21 protein-coding genes are annotated in these 21,962 nt (G+C 63.3%); 6 read left to right on the top strand and 15 right to left on the bottom strand.

Annotated features, from left to right (window positions below; all coding sequences use genetic code 11):
* The 12 genes from mobA to hisB all read right to left on the bottom strand — a co-directional run bounded on the left by mobA (nucleotide 1) and on the right by hisB (nucleotide 12,992).
* Entirely contained in the window at nucleotides 1-594 is a 594-nt protein-coding gene (gene mobA, locus RYH70_RS02860) for a molybdenum cofactor guanylyltransferase MobA (RefSeq protein ID WP_022994372.1), read from the bottom strand.
* Nucleotides 594-3,290 carry a nitrate reductase gene (locus RYH70_RS02855; RefSeq protein WP_055098705.1) on the bottom strand — a complete coding sequence of 899 codons (2,697 nt, stop codon included), beginning with the start codon at nucleotides 3,288-3,290 and terminating at the stop codon, nucleotides 594-596. Before RYH70_RS02855 ends, mobA begins: the two co-directional genes overlap by 1 nt.
* Nucleotides 3,287-4,753 (bottom strand): nitrite reductase large subunit NirB, encoded by a 1,467-nt coding sequence (nirB, locus tag RYH70_RS02850; protein WP_022994370.1) that lies wholly within the window; start codon nucleotides 4,751-4,753, stop codon nucleotides 3,287-3,289. The genes RYH70_RS02855 and nirB overlap by 4 nt, the downstream gene beginning before the upstream one ends.
* Before the next feature lie 25 nt (nucleotides 4,754-4,778).
* Nucleotides 4,779-6,122, bottom strand: coding sequence for an MFS transporter (locus tag RYH70_RS02845; protein ID WP_317009757.1), 1,344 nt, complete (start codon nucleotides 6,120-6,122; stop codon nucleotides 4,779-4,781).
* Between the two features lie 277 nt (nucleotides 6,123-6,399).
* A complete protein-coding gene (locus tag RYH70_RS02840; protein WP_022994368.1) occupies nucleotides 6,400-7,281 on the bottom strand; it encodes a bile acid:sodium symporter family protein in 882 nt (293 codons plus the stop codon).
* A 65-nt stretch (nucleotides 7,282-7,346) separates the two neighbouring features.
* On the bottom strand, nucleotides 7,347-9,140 hold the full coding sequence (locus tag RYH70_RS02835; protein WP_317009756.1) for a toxin-antitoxin system YwqK family antitoxin: 1,794 nt from the start codon (nucleotides 9,138-9,140) through the stop codon (nucleotides 7,347-7,349).
* 40 nt (nucleotides 9,141-9,180) lie between these two features.
* Nucleotides 9,181-9,594 (bottom strand): alternative ribosome rescue aminoacyl-tRNA hydrolase ArfB, encoded by a 414-nt coding sequence (arfB, locus tag RYH70_RS02830; protein WP_022994366.1) that lies wholly within the window; start codon nucleotides 9,592-9,594, stop codon nucleotides 9,181-9,183.
* Nucleotides 9,595-9,692: 98 nt separating this feature from the next.
* On the bottom strand, nucleotides 9,693-10,154 hold the full coding sequence (locus RYH70_RS02825; RefSeq protein WP_022994365.1) for a YaiI/YqxD family protein: 462 nt from the start codon (nucleotides 10,152-10,154) through the stop codon (nucleotides 9,693-9,695).
* Nucleotides 10,151-10,924 (bottom strand): imidazole glycerol phosphate synthase subunit HisF, encoded by a 774-nt coding sequence (gene hisF / locus RYH70_RS02820; RefSeq protein ID WP_022994364.1) that lies wholly within the window; start codon nucleotides 10,922-10,924, stop codon nucleotides 10,151-10,153. Before hisF ends, RYH70_RS02825 begins: the two co-directional genes overlap by 4 nt.
* A gap of 14 nt (nucleotides 10,925-10,938) precedes the next feature.
* Nucleotides 10,939-11,679 (bottom strand): 1-(5-phosphoribosyl)-5-[(5-phosphoribosylamino)methylideneamino]imidazole-4-carboxamide isomerase, encoded by a 741-nt coding sequence (hisA, locus tag RYH70_RS02815; RefSeq protein ID WP_317009755.1) that lies wholly within the window; start codon nucleotides 11,677-11,679, stop codon nucleotides 10,939-10,941.
* Nucleotides 11,680-11,733: 54 nt separating this feature from the next.
* Complete coding sequence (gene hisH, locus RYH70_RS02810; RefSeq protein ID WP_022994362.1) at nucleotides 11,734-12,375, bottom strand: imidazole glycerol phosphate synthase subunit HisH; 642 nt, start codon at nucleotides 12,373-12,375, stop codon at nucleotides 11,734-11,736.
* A gap of 11 nt (nucleotides 12,376-12,386) precedes the next feature.
* Nucleotides 12,387-12,992, bottom strand: a complete 606-nt coding sequence (gene hisB, locus RYH70_RS02805; protein WP_022994361.1) for an imidazoleglycerol-phosphate dehydratase HisB — start codon at nucleotides 12,990-12,992, stop codon at nucleotides 12,387-12,389.
* 381 nt (nucleotides 12,993-13,373) lie between these two features.
* Here hisB and RYH70_RS02800 point away from each other — a divergent pair, with 381 nt between their 5' ends.
* A complete protein-coding gene (locus RYH70_RS02800) occupies nucleotides 13,374-13,682 on the top strand; it encodes a GNAT family N-acetyltransferase (RefSeq protein WP_022994360.1) in 309 nt (102 codons plus the stop codon).
* A 94-nt stretch (nucleotides 13,683-13,776) separates the two neighbouring features.
* On the top strand, nucleotides 13,777-14,592 hold the full coding sequence (locus RYH70_RS02795) for an ATP-grasp domain-containing protein (RefSeq protein WP_022994359.1): 816 nt from the start codon (nucleotides 13,777-13,779) through the stop codon (nucleotides 14,590-14,592).
* On the opposite strand, the gene RYH70_RS02790 is transcribed toward RYH70_RS02795, so the two are convergent.
* Complete coding sequence (locus RYH70_RS02790) at nucleotides 14,517-15,740, bottom strand: nucleotidyl cyclase domain-containing protein (RefSeq protein ID WP_022994358.1); 1,224 nt, start codon at nucleotides 15,738-15,740, stop codon at nucleotides 14,517-14,519. The two genes, RYH70_RS02795 and RYH70_RS02790, sit on opposite strands and share 76 nt — an antisense overlap.
* A 135-nt stretch (nucleotides 15,741-15,875) precedes the next feature.
* On the opposite strand from RYH70_RS02790, the gene serB reads away from it, so the two are divergent.
* Complete coding sequence (serB, locus tag RYH70_RS02785) at nucleotides 15,876-17,105, top strand: phosphoserine phosphatase SerB (protein ID WP_022994357.1); 1,230 nt, start codon at nucleotides 15,876-15,878, stop codon at nucleotides 17,103-17,105.
* A gap of 88 nt (nucleotides 17,106-17,193) precedes the next feature.
* On the opposite strand, the gene RYH70_RS02780 is transcribed toward serB, so the two are convergent.
* Together RYH70_RS02780 and RYH70_RS02775 are read right to left on the bottom strand one after the other, a co-directional pair.
* Nucleotides 17,194-18,693 carry a flavin-containing monooxygenase gene (locus tag RYH70_RS02780; RefSeq protein WP_022994356.1) on the bottom strand — a complete coding sequence of 500 codons (1,500 nt, stop codon included), beginning with the start codon at nucleotides 18,691-18,693 and terminating at the stop codon, nucleotides 17,194-17,196.
* A 270-nt stretch (nucleotides 18,694-18,963) separates the two neighbouring features.
* A complete protein-coding gene (locus tag RYH70_RS02775; RefSeq protein WP_055098709.1) occupies nucleotides 18,964-19,833 on the bottom strand; it encodes a CHAD domain-containing protein in 870 nt (289 codons plus the stop codon).
* Nucleotides 19,834-20,040: 207 nt separating this feature from the next.
* Between RYH70_RS02775 and RYH70_RS02770 the strand changes: the two genes are divergently transcribed.
* The 3 genes from RYH70_RS02770 to RYH70_RS02760 all read left to right on the top strand — a co-directional run bounded on the left by RYH70_RS02770 (nucleotide 20,041) and on the right by RYH70_RS02760 (nucleotide 21,949).
* Nucleotides 20,041-21,285 (top strand): acyl-CoA dehydrogenase family protein, encoded by a 1,245-nt coding sequence (locus RYH70_RS02770; protein WP_317009754.1) that lies wholly within the window; start codon nucleotides 20,041-20,043, stop codon nucleotides 21,283-21,285.
* A 101-nt stretch (nucleotides 21,286-21,386) separates the two neighbouring features.
* Nucleotides 21,387-21,632, top strand: coding sequence for a type II toxin-antitoxin system CcdA family antitoxin (locus RYH70_RS02765; protein WP_317009753.1), 246 nt, complete (start codon nucleotides 21,387-21,389; stop codon nucleotides 21,630-21,632).
* A complete protein-coding gene (locus tag RYH70_RS02760) occupies nucleotides 21,632-21,949 on the top strand; it encodes a CcdB family protein (protein ID WP_317009752.1) in 318 nt (105 codons plus the stop codon). The genes RYH70_RS02765 and RYH70_RS02760 overlap by 1 nt, the downstream gene beginning before the upstream one ends.
* Nucleotides 21,950-21,962: the final 13 nt, after the last annotated feature.

Below are 21,962 nucleotides of genomic sequence, written 5' to 3'. Positions count from 1 at the left end.
TCAGTCTCCCCGGCTCAGACGGGCACAAGCGTCGGCCACTTCCGCGGGGTTGTTCAAACTCCACAGCGGCTCCGGCTGCACGTCGGAAAAGTCCACCGGCCGCGCACCGATGGTGGCGAACCAGCGACGCGGCGCCCGCTCGCCATGCTCCAGCGCTTCGGCGAGCCCGCTTTCCAGATCGCGATTCAGCAAGCAGCACAAATACTGCCCCTGACCATGCGCCTCAGCATACACTGCCCGCAAGCCTTGCAGCTTGGCCTGGATCATTAAACGGGGCAGCAGATCGTCGGGCAAGGTCACCGCATCACAGGGGAGAATAAGCACCCACGGAGTGGAGGCAGTGCGTAACGCGGCCAGAATACCGGCCAGGGGCCCACGAAAATCCGGCCAGGGGTCACTGGCCACCGGCACCCCCAGCGCCTGATAGGCGCGCAAATTACGATTGGCCACGATCAGTCTCGCCGGTCCGTCGGGCAGGGCTTGCAGCACCCGCTCCACCAGGCTGCGGCCCAGCACCGGTATCAGCCCCTTGTCCACACCGCCGAGCCGGCGTCCCTGGCCACCCGCGAGAATCGCAACCGTCACGTCCTCCATCACGCGCCCTCCGCCAGTCTCGCCTCTTCGATCAGGGCGCGGATTTCCGGCTGGCAGGAACCGCAATTGGTGCCTGCTCCGACGCAGCGCCCAACGCCCTCCACCGAGGTTAACCCGTTATCGCGAATGGCGTCGAGGATGGTATTCCGCCCCACTGAGAAACAAGAGCAGACCGTGGCGCCGACGTCGTCGGCCGGATCCACCGAACGCCCCAGTTTGAGCCCGACGATATCCGCCTCGGATACTGTTTCCTTCCCGAACACGCGGCTCAGCCAACTGCGTGAAGGCAGCTCGGCGCGCGGTGACAGATAGACACAGGCCAGCAGGCGCTCTTGCTCCAGGGCCACGGCGCCATAATCACCGGCACTGTCCTCGCCCACTTCCAGCCACCGCGGTTGCTGCTCGAATCCCAGCAGCGACCGGCTCCAGTGGTGCGGCTCCTCAAGCCGGCCCCGGCCAGCCAGCTCATAGCGCAGGAAACCGTCACCCTGGATACAAACCCAGTAGGCCGGCGCCTCTCTGCCCGCGAATTGCAGCGGGGAACGGCTGTAGACCACCCCGTGCCAATCCACCGGGAACGGCGACACCATGACCGGGGTGTGCTTGAACTCCGGCTCCCCGGAAAGCGGATCCACCACCGGGTTGACCAACGCGCCAACGCGGGCATCCGATGCACGCTGGTCATTCCAGTGAATCGGCACGAACACGGTCCGCCGCGGTTGATCGGCGGTGCAGCGCAGCCGCGCCACCATCGCGCCCCAACGGCTGGCCACCCGCACCAGGGCCCCGTCCTGCACACCGCACAACATGGCTTCGTAAGGATGCATTTCCACGAACGGCTCGGGCAGGTGGCTGGCCAGACGCGGGGCGCGGCCGGTGCGCGTCATGGTGTGCCATTGGTCGCGAATACGGCCAGTGTTGAGCACCAGCGGGAACTCGTCATCCACCGCGTTGACCGGAGCACGGGGCGCGGTAGGCACCAGCCTGGCCCTGCCGTCCCCATGGAAAAAGCGGCGGTCCTGGAACAGCCGGGAGGTATGCTCACCAGCTTGCGGCACCGGCCACTGGCACGGGCGCAGGCGATCATAGCCCTCGGCGTCGAGGCCCGCCAAACCGCCAATATGGAAAGCACGCCGCACGCCATCGTCGTCGTTGCGCCAGGCCGACAGCCGCGCGTGCTCATCGAAAATTTGATGGGGCTGCTCAAAGGCGAAGCCATCGAACCCCAGCCGCCGGGCCACCTCACTGACCGCCCACCAGTCCGGCTTTGCCTCTCCCGGCGCCGGCAGAAAGGCTTTTTGCCGGGACAGGCAGCGTTCCGAGTTGGTCACGGTACCGTCTTTCTCGCCCCAGCCCAGCGCCGGCAGCACCACCCCGGCCTCGGCGGCGGTATCGGTATCGGCAAACAGATCGGACACCACCAACAGTTCACAACGGCGCAGGGCCTCGCGGACCCGGTCGGCGTCCGGCAGACTCACCACCGGATTGGTGGCCATCACCCACAGGGCCTTGATACGGCCATCGTGCACCGCTTCAAACAAATCCACGGCCTTTAAACCCGGCTCCCGGGCGATACGCGGGCTGCCCCAGAATTCCCGCACCAGTTGCCGGTGCGCCGGCTCATCCAGTTCCAGATGCGCCGCCAGCGTATTGGCCAGGCCACCGACTTCCCGGCCGCCCATGGCATTGGGCTGGCCGGTGATGGAAAACGGTCCCATGCCGGGCTCGCCAAGCCGCCCGGTGAACAGGTGACAATTGATGATGCTGTTGACCTTGTCGGTGCCGCTGGACGATTGGTTCACGCCCTGGGAAAACACCGTCACCACCTTGCGGGTACGCGCGAACAGGGCGTAAAACGCCTGTAATTGCGCCACCGGCACCCCACAGGCCTTGGCGACCGCCTCCAGACGGCCGCCGTCGGCACGGGCCACGGCCAGCGCTTCGGCGGCACCGCGGGTATGGTTGGCGACAAACCCGGTGTCCACCACACCGTGCTCTTCCAGATAGGTGAGCAGCCCGTTGAACAACCACACATCGGAGCCTGCCCTCACCGGCAAATGCATATCCGCTTGCTCGCAGGTGGCGGTGCGGCGCGGATCCACCACCACGATACGTTTCTCCGGCCGCTCGCGCCGGCTCCGCATCAATCGCTGGTAGACGATCGGGTGGCACCAGGCGGTATTGGAACCCACCAGCACCACCAGGTCCGCTTCTTCCAGATCCTGATAATTGCCACCCACCAGATCTTCGCCGAAAGCTCTTTTATGACCGGCCACCGCGGAGGACATGCACAGCCGCGAATTGGTATCGATGTTGGCGGTGCCCAGCCAGCCCTTTACCAGCTTGTTGACCACGTAATAGTCCTCGGTCAGCAACTGGCCGGAGACGTAGAAGGCCACCGCCTCCGGACCATGCTGGTCGATAATGCGGCGCAGATCCGTGGCCACCCGATCCAGCGCCCGATCCCAGGACACGGTTTGCGCCTGCCCGGCGTCATCGCGCATCAAGGGTTGCAACAGGCGCCCTTCCAACCCTACCGTCTCCGCCAGCGCCGACCCTTTCACACAGAGACGGCCCTGGTTCGCCGGGTGATCCGGATCGCCTTCGATACGCAACCGGTTCGGTGCGCTCTCGTCTCCGGGCGTGGCGATCACGCCACAACCGACACCACAGTAGGGGCAGGTGGTGCAGGTCATGTTCCCACCTCCGCCAGCGCATCCGCCTCGACGCCGAAAGTGTCCAGCAGCGTCCGAACCATGGGCTCGCAACCGCCACAACCGGTGGCGGCGCCGGTACATTGCTTGATCGCCGCCAGATCACAGTGCCCCTCGGCGATGGCCTGGCACAAGGCTCCCTTGGTCACATTCTGGCACTGGCACAGCGTGGCGCTGTCCGGCAACCGGGTGACATCGAGGGCCGGCGCGGCGCCCTGGGCGGCGGGCAGGATCAATTGCTCCGGCGTTTCCGGCAACGCCATGTCATTGAGCATCAGTTGCAACAAGGTGTTGTATTCCCGTGCGTCCCCCACCAACACGCCGCCCAGCAGGCGACGACCGTCCTCGCTGACCACCAGCTTCTTGTAAATCTGCTTGCGCTCGTCCTCGTAGCGATAACAGCAGGCTCCCGGCGTGCTGGCATGGGCATCCCCCAGGGACGCCACGTCCACGCCCATCAATTTCAATTTGGTGGACATATCGGCGCCGGTGAACGGTACCGCCAATGTTTCATCACGCCGATGCCGCAAATGACTGACGGCGGCGCGCGCCATCTCGTAACCTGGCGCCACCAGGCCATAGATGCGCCCGCCCCAGAGCGCGCACTCGCCGATGGCGTAAACATCAGGATCGGATGTGCGGCAGTGGTTATCGATGACAATCCCGCCGCGCTCTCCCACCGCCAGCCCGGCGTCACGGGCCAGCGTGTCCTGGGGGCGAATGCCGGCGGAAAATACCACCAGATCCGCTTCCAAGTGCCCGCCGTCGGCGAAGTTGAGACGATGACGGTAAAACTCCCCGTCGATGATTTCCGTGGTGTTCATTCCGGTATGCACGAACACGCCGAGCTGTTCGATCTTGCGGCGCAGCAGCGCGCCGCCGCCGTCGTCAACCTGCACCGCCATCAGGCGCGGCGCGAATTCCACCACATGGGTTTGCAGGCCGATATCGCGCAGGGCTTTGGCCGCTTCGAGACCGAGCAGGCCACCGCCTATCACCGCGCCCACTTCCGCATCCCGCCCGGATGCCATGATCGCTTCCAGATCCTCGATGGTGCGGTACACCAGGCAACTGGGGCGGCCCCGCCCCGGCACCGGCGGCACGAACGGATAGGACCCGGTGGCCAGCACCAGCTTGTCATAGTTCAGCGTGGCCCCCTTGGCGGTCCGGATCGTCTTGTTCTGCAGATCGATGCTGTCGGCGCCCTCACTCAAGCGTAGCTCAAGGCCGTGGCGTTCGAAAAAACGCTCCGGCACCAGGGACAAGTCCTCGCTGCTGCGTCCGGTGAAGAACTCCGACAGGTGAACCCGGTCGTAGGCCGGACGCGGCTCCGCGCACAGCACCGTGACCTGATAACGGTGATGCAACCCGTCCGCCACCAGATGGTCCAGATACTTCTGTCCCACCATGCCATTACCAATCACCACTAACCGTTCCTGTTTCATCACGACCTCCATCGGATCCGGTGTCTCAGGCGTTACCGCCGGCAACCTGGGCGGACCGCTGCGCCAGGGCTTCCTGGTAAAGTTCTTCTTCACGGGCTTTATGCGCGGCGGAGAAACGCACGGCGATGGCGCACAGGGCGCTGACCAGCACCAAAGCGCCGAGGATGAACAGGGTGTGCCGTACTTCACCCACCCACAGCAACAGAAAGCCGGCGGCCACCGCGCCCACGTTACCGCCGGCGCCGATAATGCCGGCCACGCCACCGAGCGCCTGACGGTCGATGAACGGCACCAGGGCGTAGGTGGCGCCGCAGGCCATATGGGTGAACAGGCCGAAGGCGAGCATCGACAGCACCGCCAGCTGGAAACTGTCCATCAGCGAGAACAGCAGCAGCCCCAGCCCCTCACCAACGATGAGCACGAACAGCACCAGGGCACGCGCATCCAGGCCGCCCCGGCGTGCCACCTGATCGGAAACCCAGCCGCCGAGAGCACGGGCGAACAGGGCCAGCAAGCCAAAGCTGCCGGCCACCAGTCCGGCGGTTTTCAATGACAGGTCGAAGTTATCGAGAAAATAGGTGGCGACCACGTTGTGCATGAAAATCTCAACACCGAAACAGGCGCCGTAGGTGACGAACAACATCCATACGCGATAGTTGCCAGCGGCCAGCTTGAAGCTGTCCCAGCCGCCTTTCTTGCCGGTGTCCGGAACCTTGCCGGCGGCCCGCAGCTCACTGTAGTTACCGTCCATGCAATCCTGGGTGAAGCGCCAGTAAAGAAACGCCATCACCAGCATCAACACCCCGGGTACCAGCAGAGCCAGTCGCCAGCCAAAGACTTCACCAACGCCAAACATCAGCACCGCGCCAAGCACCAGTGGCATCAGCGCCTGGGCGGCGCCGCCACCGGCGTTGCCCCATCCCGCCGCCGCCGCATTGGCGGTGCCCACCACGTTGGGCGCGTACATCACCGAAGTGTGGTACTGGGTGATCACGAAGCTGGCGCCCACGGCACCGATCAGAAGACGGAAGAACAGAAAGCTCTCATAGCTCTGCGCCGCCGCCACGCCGAACACCGGAATGGCACCGAGCAGCATCAGGCCGGTGTAGGTCTTGCGCGGCCCGTACCGGTCACAGAGGGGACCGATGATCAGCCGGACCAGGATGGTGATCGCCACGGCGGCGATGTTGATGTTGGCGATCTGCTTGGTGGTCAGATCGAATTCACCGCGAATCACCGGCATCAGGGGAGCGCAGGCGAACCACGCGAAAAAGCAGACGAAGAACGCCATCCAGGTCAGATGGAACACCCGGGTCTGTACCAGGCGCAGATCAAAAAGTTGCAATCGGGTTGCTTTATCAGTGTGCATGGTCTGAATTCCTCACCAGAACACACCGCAACTCGCAAGGACCATGCCACGGCCAGCCATGGCCCCGGAGGATGGTGACGGGGGGCCGCCCTCTCGCCCCCGCCCTCAATGTTTTTTATTTACAGAACAAGGAATTAGGCCGCTCTGACTGGCGACAACCAGGCACATGGAGGGAGCCCCGGAAGACGGACCGGCGTCACCGGTCCGCCCCGGGCCATGCCCATATCGGGTGCAAATTTCATGCACCCGGTGCGTGCACCCGGTGCATTACCGCCGGCTACGTCGCCGTCCGTGGCCGGCCGATTCCGGTTACCCGGCTGTATCCCAGCATCAGGAAACCGAACAGGAACATCAGCACCCCGTACACCGCAGCCGGCACCGACATTGCCTCGGACTGCAGCATGGTCAAGGTGATCATCAGCCCCAAGGTACCGTTCTTGATCCCCAGCTCGATCGCCACGGTGAACGCCTGGGGGCGGTCCAGACCGATCAAGCGTCCTCCCAGCATGCCCAGTGCCAGGCCAATGACATTCAGCAGAATCACCGCCGCCCCGCCCTGTTTGAGCAATACCAGCGCTTCTTCTCCGAGATCAATCAGCAGCAGGGCAATCACCGCCACCAGCACCAGCAGACCAAACACGCTCACCAGTTTTTCGCCTTTCTCCGCCCAGTCACGGCGGAAATGGCGCAAGGTCATGCCGAGCATCACCGGGATCAGGATGATGACGAACAGAGTAATGATGGTGCGCAGTACCGGTAATTCCAGCACCCGCTCGCTATCCTGGAAATGGCCGAGCGCCCAACTGGTGAACATCGGCAGGGTGACAATGGTGATCAGACTTGCCGCCACCGTGAGGACAATGGACAGCGCCACGTCACCCCGGCCGAGAAAGGCAAACAGATTGGAAGTGGTACCGCCGGGACAGGCCGCGATCACCACCAGCCCCACCGCCAGCGCCGGTGACAGGTCCAGCCACAGCGCCAGCCCCACACCGACCATCGGCAACAGCAGGATCTGGGCCACCAAGCCATACAAGGTGGCCCGGGGCGCCACCAGCACTTCACGAAAATCCTTGGGGGTCAGGGTCAACCCCATACCCACCATGATCAAAAACAGGGCCGCCGGCAGCCCCACCGCAATCAATGTTGCCTGATCCATGCGCTCGTCCTCTTGTCATTATTAGGACGATCGTACCTTTACCCCGCGAACATGGCCACGCCGCCTCATTCAACCGCGTGATTCTGCATCCGATATTCCCAGGTATCGTTGGCATGCATTGCGAAACCGATCCAGCCTGCCCGCGGTTCGCGCGCGTAACGGGGCTCGCCGGGATGCGATTTCCCGCCAGGCCCGGTCAGTGCCCGCAACTCGGTGAACCAGGTGGCGGCATTGTCCAGCAGTTGCGCGGCGGGACGATGGAGCAGATTCGGGTCACCGGATTCCATGTGCGCCTTAAGCACCACTCGACCGGCTTCCGGGGCATACCAGAGCAACTCGCGGGTGAAGCCCTCCACCAGACCATCGCCGCCGTTGCGGATGTTATCCAGGCCCTCCCCTTCGCCACGAGCCTGGTCCTTGCGCCAGGCAATTTCGCGGCTGATGCGCAAGGCGGCGAAGGTACCGGCGCCCACCTGAATTTTTTCCAGGGCATCCACCCGGCTGATCACCCGGGTCCGGTAGCGGTATTGCCAGCGCCCCCCCTTTGACACCGGCACCTCCACCGTGGACTCGGTGTCATAGCGCCACACATCGCCGGGATGCAGCGGAAAGCGCAGAGTGGGGCCAGCCTCGGCGCTCTCTGGTTGATAGGCGTTCAGGTCCTCCCGAAGCGTGATGCCGCCCTCTCCCACTTCATAATCGGCCCTGTCGCCGTTTATCGCCGTGAGCGTCAAGGTCACCGGTTGGGCGTCATTGAACTGGTACAGCCAGGAGGTACCCACCGGAGGCAGACTGCGTTCGACTTCGCCCAGCGCCGCCGGCGCCATCGGTTTGCCGTCGTCGCCATGAACCACCAGATCGGCGCCGATGTGATAACGGCCCAGGAACCTGCCCTGGTCATCGTAGCGGGTCACGGTGACCTCGCCGGTGTCCTCATCCACCTTGAACCAGCGCCCCACCGGCTGATCGTTCCGGTAGAAGCCCTGTGCCAGCCAGGTGTCCCCCCGACGGCTGGAGGAAGCGCCATGCCGCTTACCCTTGCGGTAATGGGATACCCGGCGCACGCCCTCGTCGGTGACAAAAATCTGTTCCCCGTCCCGCTGGTAGCCGGGCAACAGATTCCGGTCCCGCCGTATCAGATCACCGTCTTCGTTGAAGCGCTCCCGGAGCGACCAGGTTCCGGCCCGGTCGAAGGTGAGACGTTCCACCAAGTGACTGTCCTTGATCGTCTCGCTGACCTGGACGTCATCATTGGCTTCCACGCGGGCAACAATGTTGCCCTGTGGGTCGTAGTTCAGCCGCACATCCGCCAGGCCGCCCTGTTCAGCGGGCCGGGTGTAGAGGCGGGACCGCAACGACCCGTCTTTCCGGTAGTGCTTCTCCCGGCCAGTGCGTTCGCCCTTGTCCGGCAACGCCTCCATGGCCAGGCCACCGTTCTCATGGAAGGCCTTGAGCACATGGTAACCCTCTGGCAAGTAGTCACGAATTTCCCGGGCATTGCCATTGTCCCAGTAGAAGATGGACTGGCCGGTGATTCTTCCCTGGTCATCATAGTGGCCTTCCAGTTCCACCTGGCCGTTATCATGGTAATAGGCGAAGGGGCCACGGCGGTTGCTGGTGTTAAGCAGGTGTAGCGCCTCCGGATCGGCGATCTGGCTCTTGAAAAACAGAGTGCCGTCGGGCTTGTCGATCACTACCCGCCAGCCTGAGTCCGTTTGCTCAAGAGGCCAGTGCAACCGGAAGGCCGGATCGCCGTCAGTCAAAAACCAGTCATTGTCCAGGGCACGGGTATCGGCGCCAGCCAGCGCGCTCAACAAGAGGGCCGGCACACCGGCCAGCATCGCTAATCGGAGCATCATGGACATCCTTCCTTGAATCGGAACAGTGGGGATCGGGGAATCAGGGGCGCACCTTGCCGCGCAGCGCCTTGGTCTGGCCGTGCCGCGTTTTCTTGTCCATGCGTTTGTTGCGCGCCGATTTCGACGGACGGGTGGGCTTGCGTTTCTTATGCACCACGGTGGCGTCGAGAATCAGCGCACGCAATCTCTGCAAGGCATCGTCCAGATTCTTTTCCTGGGTCCGGTATCGCTGTGCCTTGATCACGATGACACCGTCGGCGGTGATGCGCTGGTCCGCCAAGGCCAGCAGCCGCTCCTTGTAGAACTCGGGCAAGGTCGATGCCCGCACGTCAAAGCGCAAATGGATAGCGGAAGACACTTTATTGACGTTCTGGCCGCCCGCGCCCTGGGCACGGATGGCATGCCATTCGATCTCCGCTTCGGGGATGGTCACGTTGTTGGAGATTTTCAGCATGGGAACGGGCTCTCAGTCTGTTCGGGCGGCGGGCCCGCTACAAGCGATTCTGGGGGCCTGAAGGCCCATTCGCCTGCAAACAGGCTCCTACGGCAGCCTTATCGCGCCGTGGCGAGGAACCGGTCGAGGGCGTTGGCGAAGGCCTGGACCTGGCGCTTGTCCAGTGCCGAGGGGCCGCCGCTGGCAAGACCGGCGGAGCGCATCTCTTCCATGAAGTCCCGGCGGTTGAGATGCTCGCGCACCGTCTCCCTGGTGTAAAGGGTGCCACGCGGATTGAGACCAGTGGCGCCCGCCGCCACGATCCGGTCCGCCAGTGGCACGTCCGCGGTGATCACCAGATCACCAGGGCTGACTTGTTCGGCGATGTAATCGTCGGCGGCATCAAAGCCGGAGGGAACCTGGATCAAACGGATAAACGGGGAGCGGGGCACGCGCATGGTGTGGTTCGCCACCAGCCGGGTGTGCAGATGACGACGCTGGGCGGCTCGGAACAACACTTCCTTGATGGCGCCAGGACAGGCGTCCGCGTCCACCCAGATACACGGCGCCGCTTCACTCACAGGCGCATCTCAATGCCGGCCTGCTGCATGTATTGCTTGGCTTCGGCAATGCTGTATTCGCCGAAGTGGAAGATCGACGCCGCCAGCACCGCATCGGCGCCGCCCTGGATCACGCCGTCCACCAGGTGTTGCAAATTGCCGACGCCACCGGAGGCAATCACCGGCACCGGCACCGCATCGGCGATGGCCCGGGTCAGGGCGATATCAAAACCGTTTTTGGTACCGTCACGATCCATGCTGGTCAGCAGGATTTCACCGGCGCCGTAATCGGTCATGCGCCGAGCCCATTCCACCGCATCGATACCGGTGGGCTTGCGGCCGCCGTGGGTGAAAATCTCCCAGCGATTGTTCTCGCTTTCGCCGCTGACTTTCTTGGCATCGATGGCCACCACGATGCACTGGGAGCCGAACCGCTGCGCGGCCTCATGGACAAATTCCGGATTCTTCACCGCCGCCGAGTTGATACTGACCTTGTCGGCGCCGGCATTGAGCAGATTACGAATATCTTCCAGGGTGCGCACGCCACCGCCCACGGTGAGCGGGATGAACACCTGACTGGCCATGCGCTCCACGGTTTCCAGGGTGGTGTCCCGCCCTTCGTGGCTGGCGGTAATGTCCAGGAAGGTAATCTCGTCCGCCCCGGCTTCATTATAACGGCGCGCCACTTCCACCGGGTCACCGGCGTCGCGGATATCGACGAACTGGACACCCTTGACCACGCGGCCGGCATCCACGTCCAGGCAGGGGATGATACGTTTGGCAAGGCTCATGGTTGTCTCCGCGCTCAGGCGCCGGTGAGCTGGTCGGACAGCGCCTGGCCTTCGGCGAAGTCCAGGGTGTTCTCGTAAATGGCACGGCCGGTGATGGCGCCGCTGATGCCCTGGTCCGCCACCGCGCACAGGTTGCGCACGTCGTCCAGATTGGTGATGCCACCGGAGGCGATCACCGGGATGCTCATGGACCGGGCCAGCCGCACGGTCGCTTCCACATTCACACCCTGCAGCATGCCATCACGGCTGATGTCGGTGTAAACGATGGCGGAGACACCGTCGTTCTCGAATTGCCGGGCCAGGTCGATCACATCCACATCGGTGACGTTGGCCCAACCGTCGGTGGCCACTTTGCCGTCCTTGGCGTCCAGGCCGACGATGATATGGCCGGGAAAACGCTGACACATTTCCTTGACGAAGGCCGGCTCATTGACGGCCTTGGTGCCGATGATCACCCACTGCACCCCGGCGTCCAGGTAGGTCTGGATGATTTCCGGGGTACGGATGCCACCGCCAATCTGGATCGGCAGGTCCGGGTGGGCCTTGGCGATGGCCTTGACGATCTCGCCATTCACCGGCTCGCCAGCAAAGGCCCCGTTCAGGTCCACCAGGTGCAGGCGGCGGGCGCCCCGTTCCACCCAGTGAGTGGCGACGGCCACCGGGTCTTCGGAGAAGACGGTGTCGTCTTCCATGCGCCCTTGCTTCAGGCGTACGCACTTACCGTCTTTCAGGTCGATGGCGGGAATCAGTTGCATCAAAGTCTCTTTCTATCAACGTGTATCGGCGGTTTGTTCGGCCGGACGACGACCTCAGGGCTGCCAGCGCAGGAAATTTTCCAACAGTTGCAGGCCAGCGTCGGCGCTTTTTTCCGGGTGGAACTGCACCGCGAAGACATTTTTCTTGATCACCGCGGCGGCGAAATCGCGGCCGTAGTGACACATGCCGGAGATATTCTCTTCCGGCACGTCCACGGCACAGTAGCTGTGCACGAAATAAAAACGGCTGTTGTCGGCAATGCCGGCCCACATCGGGTGCGGGTGCATCTGACGCACCTCGTTCCAACCCATGTGCGGCACTTTCAGGCGGTTTCCGGTTTCCCCGTACTGCTCACCAAAATGGGCCACCCGGCCGTTGAAGACACCCAGGCAGTCGACGCCGTCGTTTTCCTCACTGTGATCCAGCAGCGCCTGCATGCCCACACAAACACCGAGCAGCGGTTTGCGCGCGTCAATCACATCGAGAATGGCCCGGTCCAGCCCGGTCTCGGTGATCACCCGGATACAGTCACGAATGGCACCGACACCGGGAAACACCACCCGGTCCGCATGGCGAACCTGGTCCGGGTCACCGGTAATCACGATGCGCTGACCGGAAGCCACTTTCTCCAGCGCCTTGCCGGCGGAGTGCAGATTTCCCATGCCGTAATCGACCACGGCGACGGTTTCACTCATACCTGGGTTCCTCATTCGGTTTCCGTCAAGGTGCCCTTGGTGCTGGGAGTGATGTCACCCATGCGCGGATCCCTCTCCACCGCCACACGCAGCGCGCGGCCAAAGGCCTTGAACACGGTTTCCGCCTGGTGGTGAGCGTTCTTGCCGCGCAGGTTGTCCACGTGCACGGTGATCATGGCGTGGTTCACCAGCCCCTGGAAGAACTCGTGGAACAGATCCACGTCGAAGCCGCCGATCATGCCGCGGGTGAACGGCACATGCATTTCCAGGCCGGGACGGCCGGACAGATCGATCACCACCCGGGACAGGGCTTCATCCAGGGGCACATAGGCGTGGCCATAACGGCGAATGCCTTTTTTGTCGCCCCAGGCCCGGGACAGCGCCTGCCCCAGGGTAATACCGATATCCTCCACGGTGTGGTGGGCATCGATATGCAAATCCCCGTTGGCGACGATGTCCAGGTCGATCAGACCGTGGCGTGCCACCTGATCCAGCATGTGCTCCAGAAACGGCAGGCCGGTGTCCAGCTTACAGGTGCCGGTGCCATCCAGATTCACGGCGACCCGGATCTGGGTTTCCAGTGTGTTGCGCTCGACAGTGGCGCGACGTTCGCTCATCGGTACCTCCAATGTGAGAGCCTGTTTATGATCTCTACGCCGCCGCGTTGCCGCTGGAAAAGCCGCCAGACGGCGTTGCGGACTGCAGGCTCTGGTGGGTCCAAAGTCAAAGGCCGCAGCGTCGTCTGGCGGCTTTTCCAGCGCAACCCGAAGGGCCGGGTCCCTTTTGCCGCCAGCCCGCGATTACGCTTGTTTATGTAGATTGACTACACCGCACAACCGGAATCACGACCTGACGAAAAAATGAACTCCGGCGCGGTGGCGTAGAGATCATAAACAGGCTCTTAGGCGGGTAGTATACTAGGGAACCGACCCTTTAGCCTACGTGGCCCGCCGAGACCGGCCGGGCACGGACTTTTTTTACCGCCTCCGGGAGACCGCATGCCGATTCAGCTCCAGATTCATGCCGCCAGTGACAGCGTCAACGACACTTTCGCCAAGACCCTGCGCGATGATCCCGACCACGCCCGGGCGCTGCGCCAGGCCATCGCCGCGGGACACACCATCGCCGGCGCCCATTTCAACGGCCAGCCGGTGGCGGTGGCCGCCCTGGACGGCGAGGCGCTGCTGTGGATGGTGGTGCATCCGTCCACCCGGGGGCGTGGCGTTGGCAAGGATTTTCTACGCCTGCTGGAACAGCACCAAGGCGGCCCCCTGTCACTGCCGCCGGAGTGCCGCCGGCCGGGCTGAATCACCGCCGCGGGACAGCGCTGAATTTGCTTGCCGAGACACCCGATTTGGCCCTATAAAATCGTCCGTTACGGCTAAATGGTGCTGTCCTGCGTTGAAACTGATCACCTTTGATCCCTTCCGCACTTTGGGGTTGGCTTCGGTTCGCTACATCAAACCGGAACATGCCGCTGCCCATGTGAGCGAGTTGAGTGAAGCCGACTGGCTGCTGTTCCCCGCCTATTGGCAGCTGCATGGCCTGCACTACGTGCTGCGTCGGCCGATTTTCCCCAGCCCGGCATCCTATCATCTCGGCCATGACAAGATCGAAATGACCCGGGCCCTGGAACTGGCCTGCCCGCAACATCTGCCTGCCACCGAGATATTGCCCTCCGACAGCACTTCGGTGAGCCGTATCCTGGACACCTGGACGTTCCCGTTCGTGGGCAAACAAGCCCGTTCCAGCCGTGGCGAGGGCGTTTTCCTGATCGAGAACCGCCAGCAATTACAGGCGTTCGCCGCGCAAAACGACGTGCTCTACATCCAGAAGCTGCTGCCGATCGTGCGCGATCTGCGCGTGGTGGTGGTGGGTCGTAAGGTGATCGCCGCTTACTGGCGCGAGGGCGAGGGGTTCCTCAATAACGTGGCACGCGGCGGCCGTGTACGTCATGACCTGCCGGTGCCGGAGGCCGCGGTGGCGCTGGTGCACGATCTGGCCCTGCGCCTCGGCATCGATTACGCCGGCTTCGACGTGGCCTGGGTGGATGGCCACCCTTATGTGCTGGAGTTCAACCGCTTGTTCGGCAATCAGGGCATGCCCGATCTGCCGCAGCGCATCGCCTCGGCCATGAACGATTACCTGCTCGGCGAAACGCCGTCCTCGCCGGCCGGGCCGGAACCCAACCCGTCGCCCATCACCGCTTCCGCCTGACTGCGCAACAGCGCCTGATAGCGATAAGCCAATTGCTCCACCGGCTGCAGCCGCACCTGGCGCTCGCCGGCCATCACCGTCAGCGCCCGCTCCGGTTGATACAGGGCCTTCACATCCAGCTCGCCGCGGGTGAGCTGGCTTTCCGGCACCTGCAACCGGCCGGGCACGCCGGCCACGCACAGTGCCCAGCTTTCCTCTTCCCCAAAGTCATCACACACCAGCGCCTTGAACTCCAACGCCGGCGCTTGATGCGCCTTGCGGCGGGGCCCCTGCAACCGCGCCAGGCGCAGGAACAACAAGCCCGCGCACAGCGCCGCGAAGGAGGTGGATGACAACGGCTGCCCCGGGAAGCGCACCAGCGCACGGTCGCCGAGGCCACGCTCCACCTGGCCGCCGTACAGGCGCGCCACTTCACTCAGCAGATGGTGATAGTCGTCCAGCAAGGCCCGCAGGGCATCGGCGGTATAGCGTTGTCGGAAGTGATCGAAATTGACGATGCTCAGGCGCAAATCGCTGCCGCCCGGCCCGCCATTGCCTTGCGGACGCCGGAACACGATGGACGGTGGAGCGCCGTCCAGCGCTTCAGCGCCGCCGTTGTCCAAATCCTCTACCGGCGTTTCGCCGTTGGCCCGGGCGGGCTGGCCCCGCTGGATTCGCCGCCACATGACTTCCCCGGCCACCCGCAACAGCAACACGCCCAGCACTACCAGCACATAGCCGGATTCCAGCCCCTCGCGGGCGGTGCTCGGACGGGCCGCCAGCACCAGGGCTCCAGCCGGTTCGCCATCCGCCAACGCCACCGGAACCTCCACTCTCACCGTGGCCGCCGACGGCAGCTCGCCGCCGGCCAGCGGCTGCCGGGCCACACTGAGGAAGCGCGCCTCACTGACGGTGTCCAGAGCGCGGGTCTCACGAGCGATGACATTGAGGCTGATAAGGTCATCACTGACCATGGACTCGGCCGCGCGCAGGGCGGTCTGTCGGGCCAGGGAGGTCAGTTCCTGCCGCTGTTGCTCCTCCAGACGGGCGGAAAAGTGCTCAAGAAAGTAGACGCCGATCACCAGCGCCATCAGCAGCATGGTGGCCAGTTCCACCAGCAGAACGCGCTCCTGGCGCAGCCACGGGCGCCATCGTTGCCAAAGGGACATGATCCGTATTTCCTGTTGGGCGAATCGCGGGGCCGAGTATACCTGTTTAGAGTCTGTTCATGGCGCCAAACCGGGCTGCCGCTGGCCGACGCTTTTTGCTACGCTACGCCGACCTTTTACCAAGGACCACAGTTAGTGCGCGAGATCATTCTCATCCAGGTATCCGGCAATGACCGGCCTGGCTTGACCGCGGCCTTCACCGCGATACTGGGCCGCTACCAGGTGAACGTACTGGATATCGGCCAGGCGGTGATCCACGACACCCTGTCCCTGGGCATTCTGGTGGAGGTGCCACCGGAAGGGGAAGCATCGCCGCTGCTCAAGGACCTGTTGTTCGAGGCCCACAAACGTAATATTTCGGTGCGCTTCCGTCCCATCGACGAGGACCGCTACGAGGAATGGGTGGCCGGCCAGGGCAAGGACCGCCACATCATTACCCTGCTGTCACGCAAGATCACCGCCGAACAGCTGGCCGAAGTCACCACCGTGGTGGCCGACAATGGCCTCAACATCGACAGCATGACCCGCCTGTCCGGCCGGGTTCGCCTGGAAGGCGAGCAGGAAAACCCGGACACCCGCGCCTGCGTGGAAATCTCGGTGCGCGGCGAACCCCGGGACGCGGCGGCCATGCGCGCCGCTTTTCTGTCCATCGCCAACGAGCGCAACCTGGACATCGCCTTCCAGCGCGACAGTGCTTTCCGCCGTAATCGGCGGCTGGTGGTATTCGACATGGATTCCACCCTGATCCGCTCGGAAGTGATCGATGAACTGGCCGCCGAGGCCGGCGTCGGCGAGCAGGTAGCCGCCATCACTGAACGGGCCATGCGCGGTGAACTGGACTTCAATGAAAGCTTCCGCTCCCGCGTGGCCCTGCTCAAGGGGCTGGACGAAGGTGCCCTGGAACGAGTGCGCGACCGCCTGGAACTGACCGAAGGGGCCCAGCGCCTGATCCCCACCCTCAAGGCACTGGGCTACCGCACCGCCATTCTATCCGGCGGCTTTACCTGGTTCGGCGAATGGCTCAAGCGCACCCTGAACATCGACTACGTCTACGCCAACGAACTGGAAATCGAGGACGGCAAAGTCACTGGCCGGGTGGTGGGCCAGATCGTCAACGGCGAACGCAAGGCGGAACTGCTCAAACAGATCGCCAAGCAGGAAAACATCAACCTGGAGCAGGTTATCGCCGTGGGCGACGGCGCCAACGATCTGCCCATGCTGGGCGCCGCGGGTCTTGGTATCGCCTTCCGCGCCAAGCCGCTGGTAAAAAAGAATGCCGAGCAGTCCATCTCCACGCTGGGCCTGGACGGCATCCTCTATCTGATCGGGGTGCGCGACAAGGATCAGGCTGAACTGCTGAACTAGGGCCTGTGGGAGCTGCCTTGGCAGCGAACAACTACGCCCCAGGACTCCATGGCCCTTCATACAGCCAAGAACCCTCGATACCGGTCTGTCAGCTCCGCAGCATCGCCAGCAAACCACCGCGACGACGGCTGGCCGGGGCCGGTGAGAACTCCAGAGTGTCGTCCTCGATGCGCCCGAACCGCAGCGCCGGCAAATCCTTGAAGTAGTTGTTCAGCACCTGCCAGGGCGCCTTGCTGCCCTGGCGGGGCAGACGGTCGGCGGCGCGCTGTACATAACCGGATTGCAAGCCGACGAAATTGTCGTCGGTATCGCAGCCTTCCTGGTCACGCGGCGTGACCCGCTCAATGCCATTGCGCGCCATGTAGTTGAGCAGGCGGCAAACATACTCGCTGACCAGATCCGCTTTCAGTGTCCAGGAGGAGTTGGTGTAACCGAACACCAGCGCCATATTGGGCACGTCACGCAGCATCAGCCCGCGATACACCAGGGTGTCCTTGGGCACCACCTCTTCGCCGTCCACGGTCAGGCTGGCGCCGCCCAGCAGCTGCAGGTCCAGACCGGTGGCGGTAATGATGATGTCGGCCTCCAGTTCCTTGCCGGATTTCAAACGGATGCCTTTCTCGGTGAAGGTATCGATATGATCGGTCACCACGTCCGCCTTGCCCTTGCGCAGCACCTTGAACAAATCGCCGTTGGGGACCGCGCACAGGCGCTCGTCCCAGGGGTTGTACTGGGGTTTGAAGTGGGTCATGTCGAACTCGGAGCCCAACTGACGGCGGGCGGCGGCCAGCAGGGCGCGCCGCACCAGCTTCGGCCGCTGCTTGGACAGCTTGAAGACCATGCGCTGCAGCGCGATATTGCGCGCCCGGGCCAGACGGTACACCGCCATTTCCGGCAGAAATCGGCGCAGATTGGCGGAGATCGGGTCTTCCTGCGGCACCGTGGCCACATAGGTGGGCGAACGCTGCAACATGGTAATGCTGCCGGCTTTGTCCGCCATCGCCGGCACCAGCGTCACAGCGGTGGCGCCACTGCCAATCACCACGACCTTCTTGCCGGAGTAATCCAGGTCCTCGGGCCATTTCTGCGGATGGACCAGTTGACCTTTGAAGTCGTCCACGCCGGGAAAGTCCGGGGTATAGCCGGCATCGTAGTTATAGTAACCGGTGCAGCAATAGAGGAACTGGCAGGTGACCTGCTCGGCACTGCCGTCTTCCTCACGGACCAGGTCCACGGTCCAGCGGTTCTGTGATGACGACCAGCGCGCGCCGGTCATCTTGCGGCCGTAGCGGATTTTATCCTCGACCTTGTATTCCTTGGCGGTGTCGACAATGTAATTACGGATCGACGGCCCGTCCGCCAGCACCTTCGCTTCGGTCCAGGGGCGGAAGTTGTAGCCCAGGGTGAACATGTCCGAGTCGGAACGGATACCCGGGTAACGGAACAGGTCCCAGGTGCCTCCCATGCGTTCACGGCGCTCGATGATGGCGTAGCTGCGCTCCGGGCATTGGCGGCTCAAATGACAGGCGGCGCCGATACCGGACAGGCCGGCGCCAATGATCAGAACATCGAAGTGGTTGTTGGACATGATTCTCTCCGCCGTATGGGCTGAGCCGTCCTCCTCGCGCGGGCGGGGCAGTGGCTCGTGACATTGGCCCATAATGCGGGTATCCCAAGGGGGATCGGAAGGTCGGATGGTGCCGAATCATCGGCGCTACGGCCAAGCGGGTGGCCCGATCGGGGCGCTGCGGCCAATGTCCATGACATTGACTGATGTAAAGGACGTTTGCGCCATGAGGACGCCGGAACCGGACCGGCGCCGCGGTCATTCCGACAGCCGATCACCTCCAGAGAAAACTCAGATGGGAAGGGCAAGCTGCTCCAGGGCCTGTCGCAGCATTTTCGGCTTCAGTTCAAACACACGGCGGGTGCGCTGCCGGCACTCCGTCATCACCCTCTCTTCGCGACGGGCCGCCAGTTGGCGCACACAGACCAGGGCTTCACGGAGCTCCGCGTCTCCGGTCTTCTTGAGCCGGCGTTTCAACTGGTCACCGAGCATATGCAGATCGTGCAAGTCGCCAAGCTGGCTGCCCAGCTTGCGGATCCGCTTTATATCCACCTCGGCGTCCGCCAGCGTGCCGCCCAGGGGTTCCAGTTGATACAGCAGGTATTTCACGTCGCGGCGCAGGCGGTGCCAGTCCTCGTCCTTGCCCTCGGACAATGTCTCCAGAGCTTGCTGGCGTAATTGCCGATACAAAGTGACGTAACCCTTGCGGATCACATCCTGATCTTCCCCTTTGCGCTTGAGTGCCTGCCAGGCGTCCAGGTCTTCCTGGAATACCAGCGGCAGCGCTTCCGGCACCGGCGGCGCCACCGGATCGCTTTGTTCCTCCGCCAGCCAGGCCATCACCCGCTCCAGGGCCTCCAGCTCATAATCCCGCCGCGTGGTCTGTTTCAACGTGGCCAGAGTCTCTTCGGTGACCTGACGATCACGGGAAGCGGCCAGCAGTCTGGCTCCGGCACGCAGGGCCTTGTCCTGTTTCTGCGCGCGTTTGCTCTCTCCCTGGGTGGACATCAGTTGCCATAACGCGCGCTGCCGCTTGATCAGCACACGTAAGGAATGAACCTGTTCCGGTGTCAATTGCTGTTGGTCCATCAACGATGCAAGGGCCTGACAATCCTGGTCACAGGCCACGGCCACCAGCCGTTCCAGCATGGGGGAACTCATGGATACCTCCGGGGAGTGCAAAAAGCCGCTCGATTATGGCAGGCCCCCGGCGGGATTACCGTGACAAGGAAATGACAGTGACCGCCATACCTGCCAGCCGGTAGGTCACACTCGAACCCGCCGTGCCGGCCGCTTTCTTGATCATCATCAAAAGGCCCGCCGTCCCGCTGCCCTAGGCTGAAGAGTCCAATCAGCGAGGAGCGCCCCATGGAGTTCGAATTCTCCGAATACAGCCGCCAGGTCCAGGACGTGATGCACCAGTTCATGCGACGCCGGGTGATGCCCCGCAACGCGGAATGGCACCGGCTGGCCAACGCCGGAGAATACCCTCTGCCGGTGATCGATCCGCTCAAGCTCCAGGCCCGGGAAGACGGCCTGTGGAACCTGTTCCTGCCTGAGCTTCGCGAGGAGGAACCCGGCACCCGCCTGGACAACCTGGACTACGCGCCGCTGGCGGAAATCATGGGCCGCATCCCGTGGGCCGCGGAGGTGTTCAATTGCAGCGCTCCGGACACCGGCAACATGGAATTACTGCACCGTTTCGCCACCCCGGCGCAGTACGACCGCTGGCTGCGCCCCCTGCTGGAAGGCGAGGTAAGATCCTGTTTCGCCATGAGCGAGCCGGACGTGGCGTCCTCCGACGCCACCAACATCGCCACCACTCTGCGCCGGGACGGCGATCACTATGTACTGGACGGTCGCAAGTGGTTCATCACCGGCGCCGCCCACCCCCGCTGCGACTTCGCCATCGTGCTGGCGCGCTGCGATGACCATGAAGGCGGCGGCCCCCACCACCAGCATTCCATGATCATGGTGCCTCTCAACACCCCGGGCGTGAGTGTGGAACGCAACATTCCCATCCTCCAGCACCACTCCCCGGAAGGTCACTGCGAGTTGCTGTTTCGTCAGGTGCGGCTGCCCGTCGAGTTTCTGCTCGGCGAGCCCGGCGCCGGTTTCGCCATGGCTCAGGCCCGGCTCGGCCCGGGCCGTGTGCACCACTGCATGCGCACCATCGGCCAATGCGAGCTGGCCCTGGAGATGATGTGTGAACGGGCTTTGGAACGGCGCGCCTTCGGCAAGTTCCTGTGCGATTTCGACAATATTCGCGACTGGATCGCCGAGAGCCGGCTGGAGATTGATCAGGCCCGTTTGCTGGTACTGCAAGCGGCTTGGCAAATGGATCGCCACGGGAATTCAGCCGCCAGGGTGGCGGTATCCGCCATCAAGGTGGTGGCCGCGCGCCTGCAAACCCGGGTACTGGACCGGGCCATGCAGATTTTCGGCGCCATGGGCCTCAGCCCCGATACACCGCTCGCCTATTTGTGGACCTGGGGCCGCGCCTTGCGCTTCATGGACGGCCCGGACGAAGTGCACCTGCGCACCGTGGCGCGGGATGAACTGCGCCGGGCGCGGGAGAATCGCGGCGCCACGGCGGTGTATTTCACGCTGTGATGTCTGGCGACGGCAGAGCGTCCCGCCGCCAGCGCCTTGTATGCGCATACTAATGCGCATACACTTCAGAAACGTTACCCACAGCTCCCATGGAGGCTGCAATGCACGAAATTTACGACACCACGGCCCCCAAAAAAGCAGCTAACTTGTCCATCAACAGCGACCTTCTCAAGAAGACCCGGGCACTCAACATCAATTTGTCGGCCACTTTGGAGAGGGCACTCAGGGAAGAACTGGCCCGGCACGAGGGCGCCCGCTGGGTCGAGGAGAACCGGGCAGCAATCAGGACGTATAACGAGAGCGTTGAGCAGCACGGCTGTTTCGGAGATGAGTTTCGGGAATTTTGATGGCCCAGTTCGACGTTTACCGCAATCCGAGCAATACCAGCCGAGCCCTCTACCCCTACCTGGTGAATATACAGAGTTCCATTCTGGAGGATCTGGCCACGCGTATCGTCATTCCGTTGGCCAAGTGCTCTGCCTTTGGCGACCAGGCCATGCGGGGACTGACCCCGGAAATCCATTTTGAAGATGAGGTGCTACTGTTGCTGACACCTCAGATTTCTTCCCTGCCGGTGAAGCGTCTCGATGCCCCCGTCGGTTCTCTTGCGCATTTCAGGGAAAACATCATCGCGGCCCTGGATTTCGCGGTTACCGGTATTTGAGTGGGACATTCGA

It is taken from the genome of Alloalcanivorax xenomutans (assembly GCF_032810065.1).
GTDB lineage: Bacteria > Pseudomonadota > Gammaproteobacteria > Pseudomonadales > Alcanivoracaceae > Alloalcanivorax > Alloalcanivorax xenomutans.
This window is presented reverse-complemented; position numbering and strand designations above follow the sequence as displayed.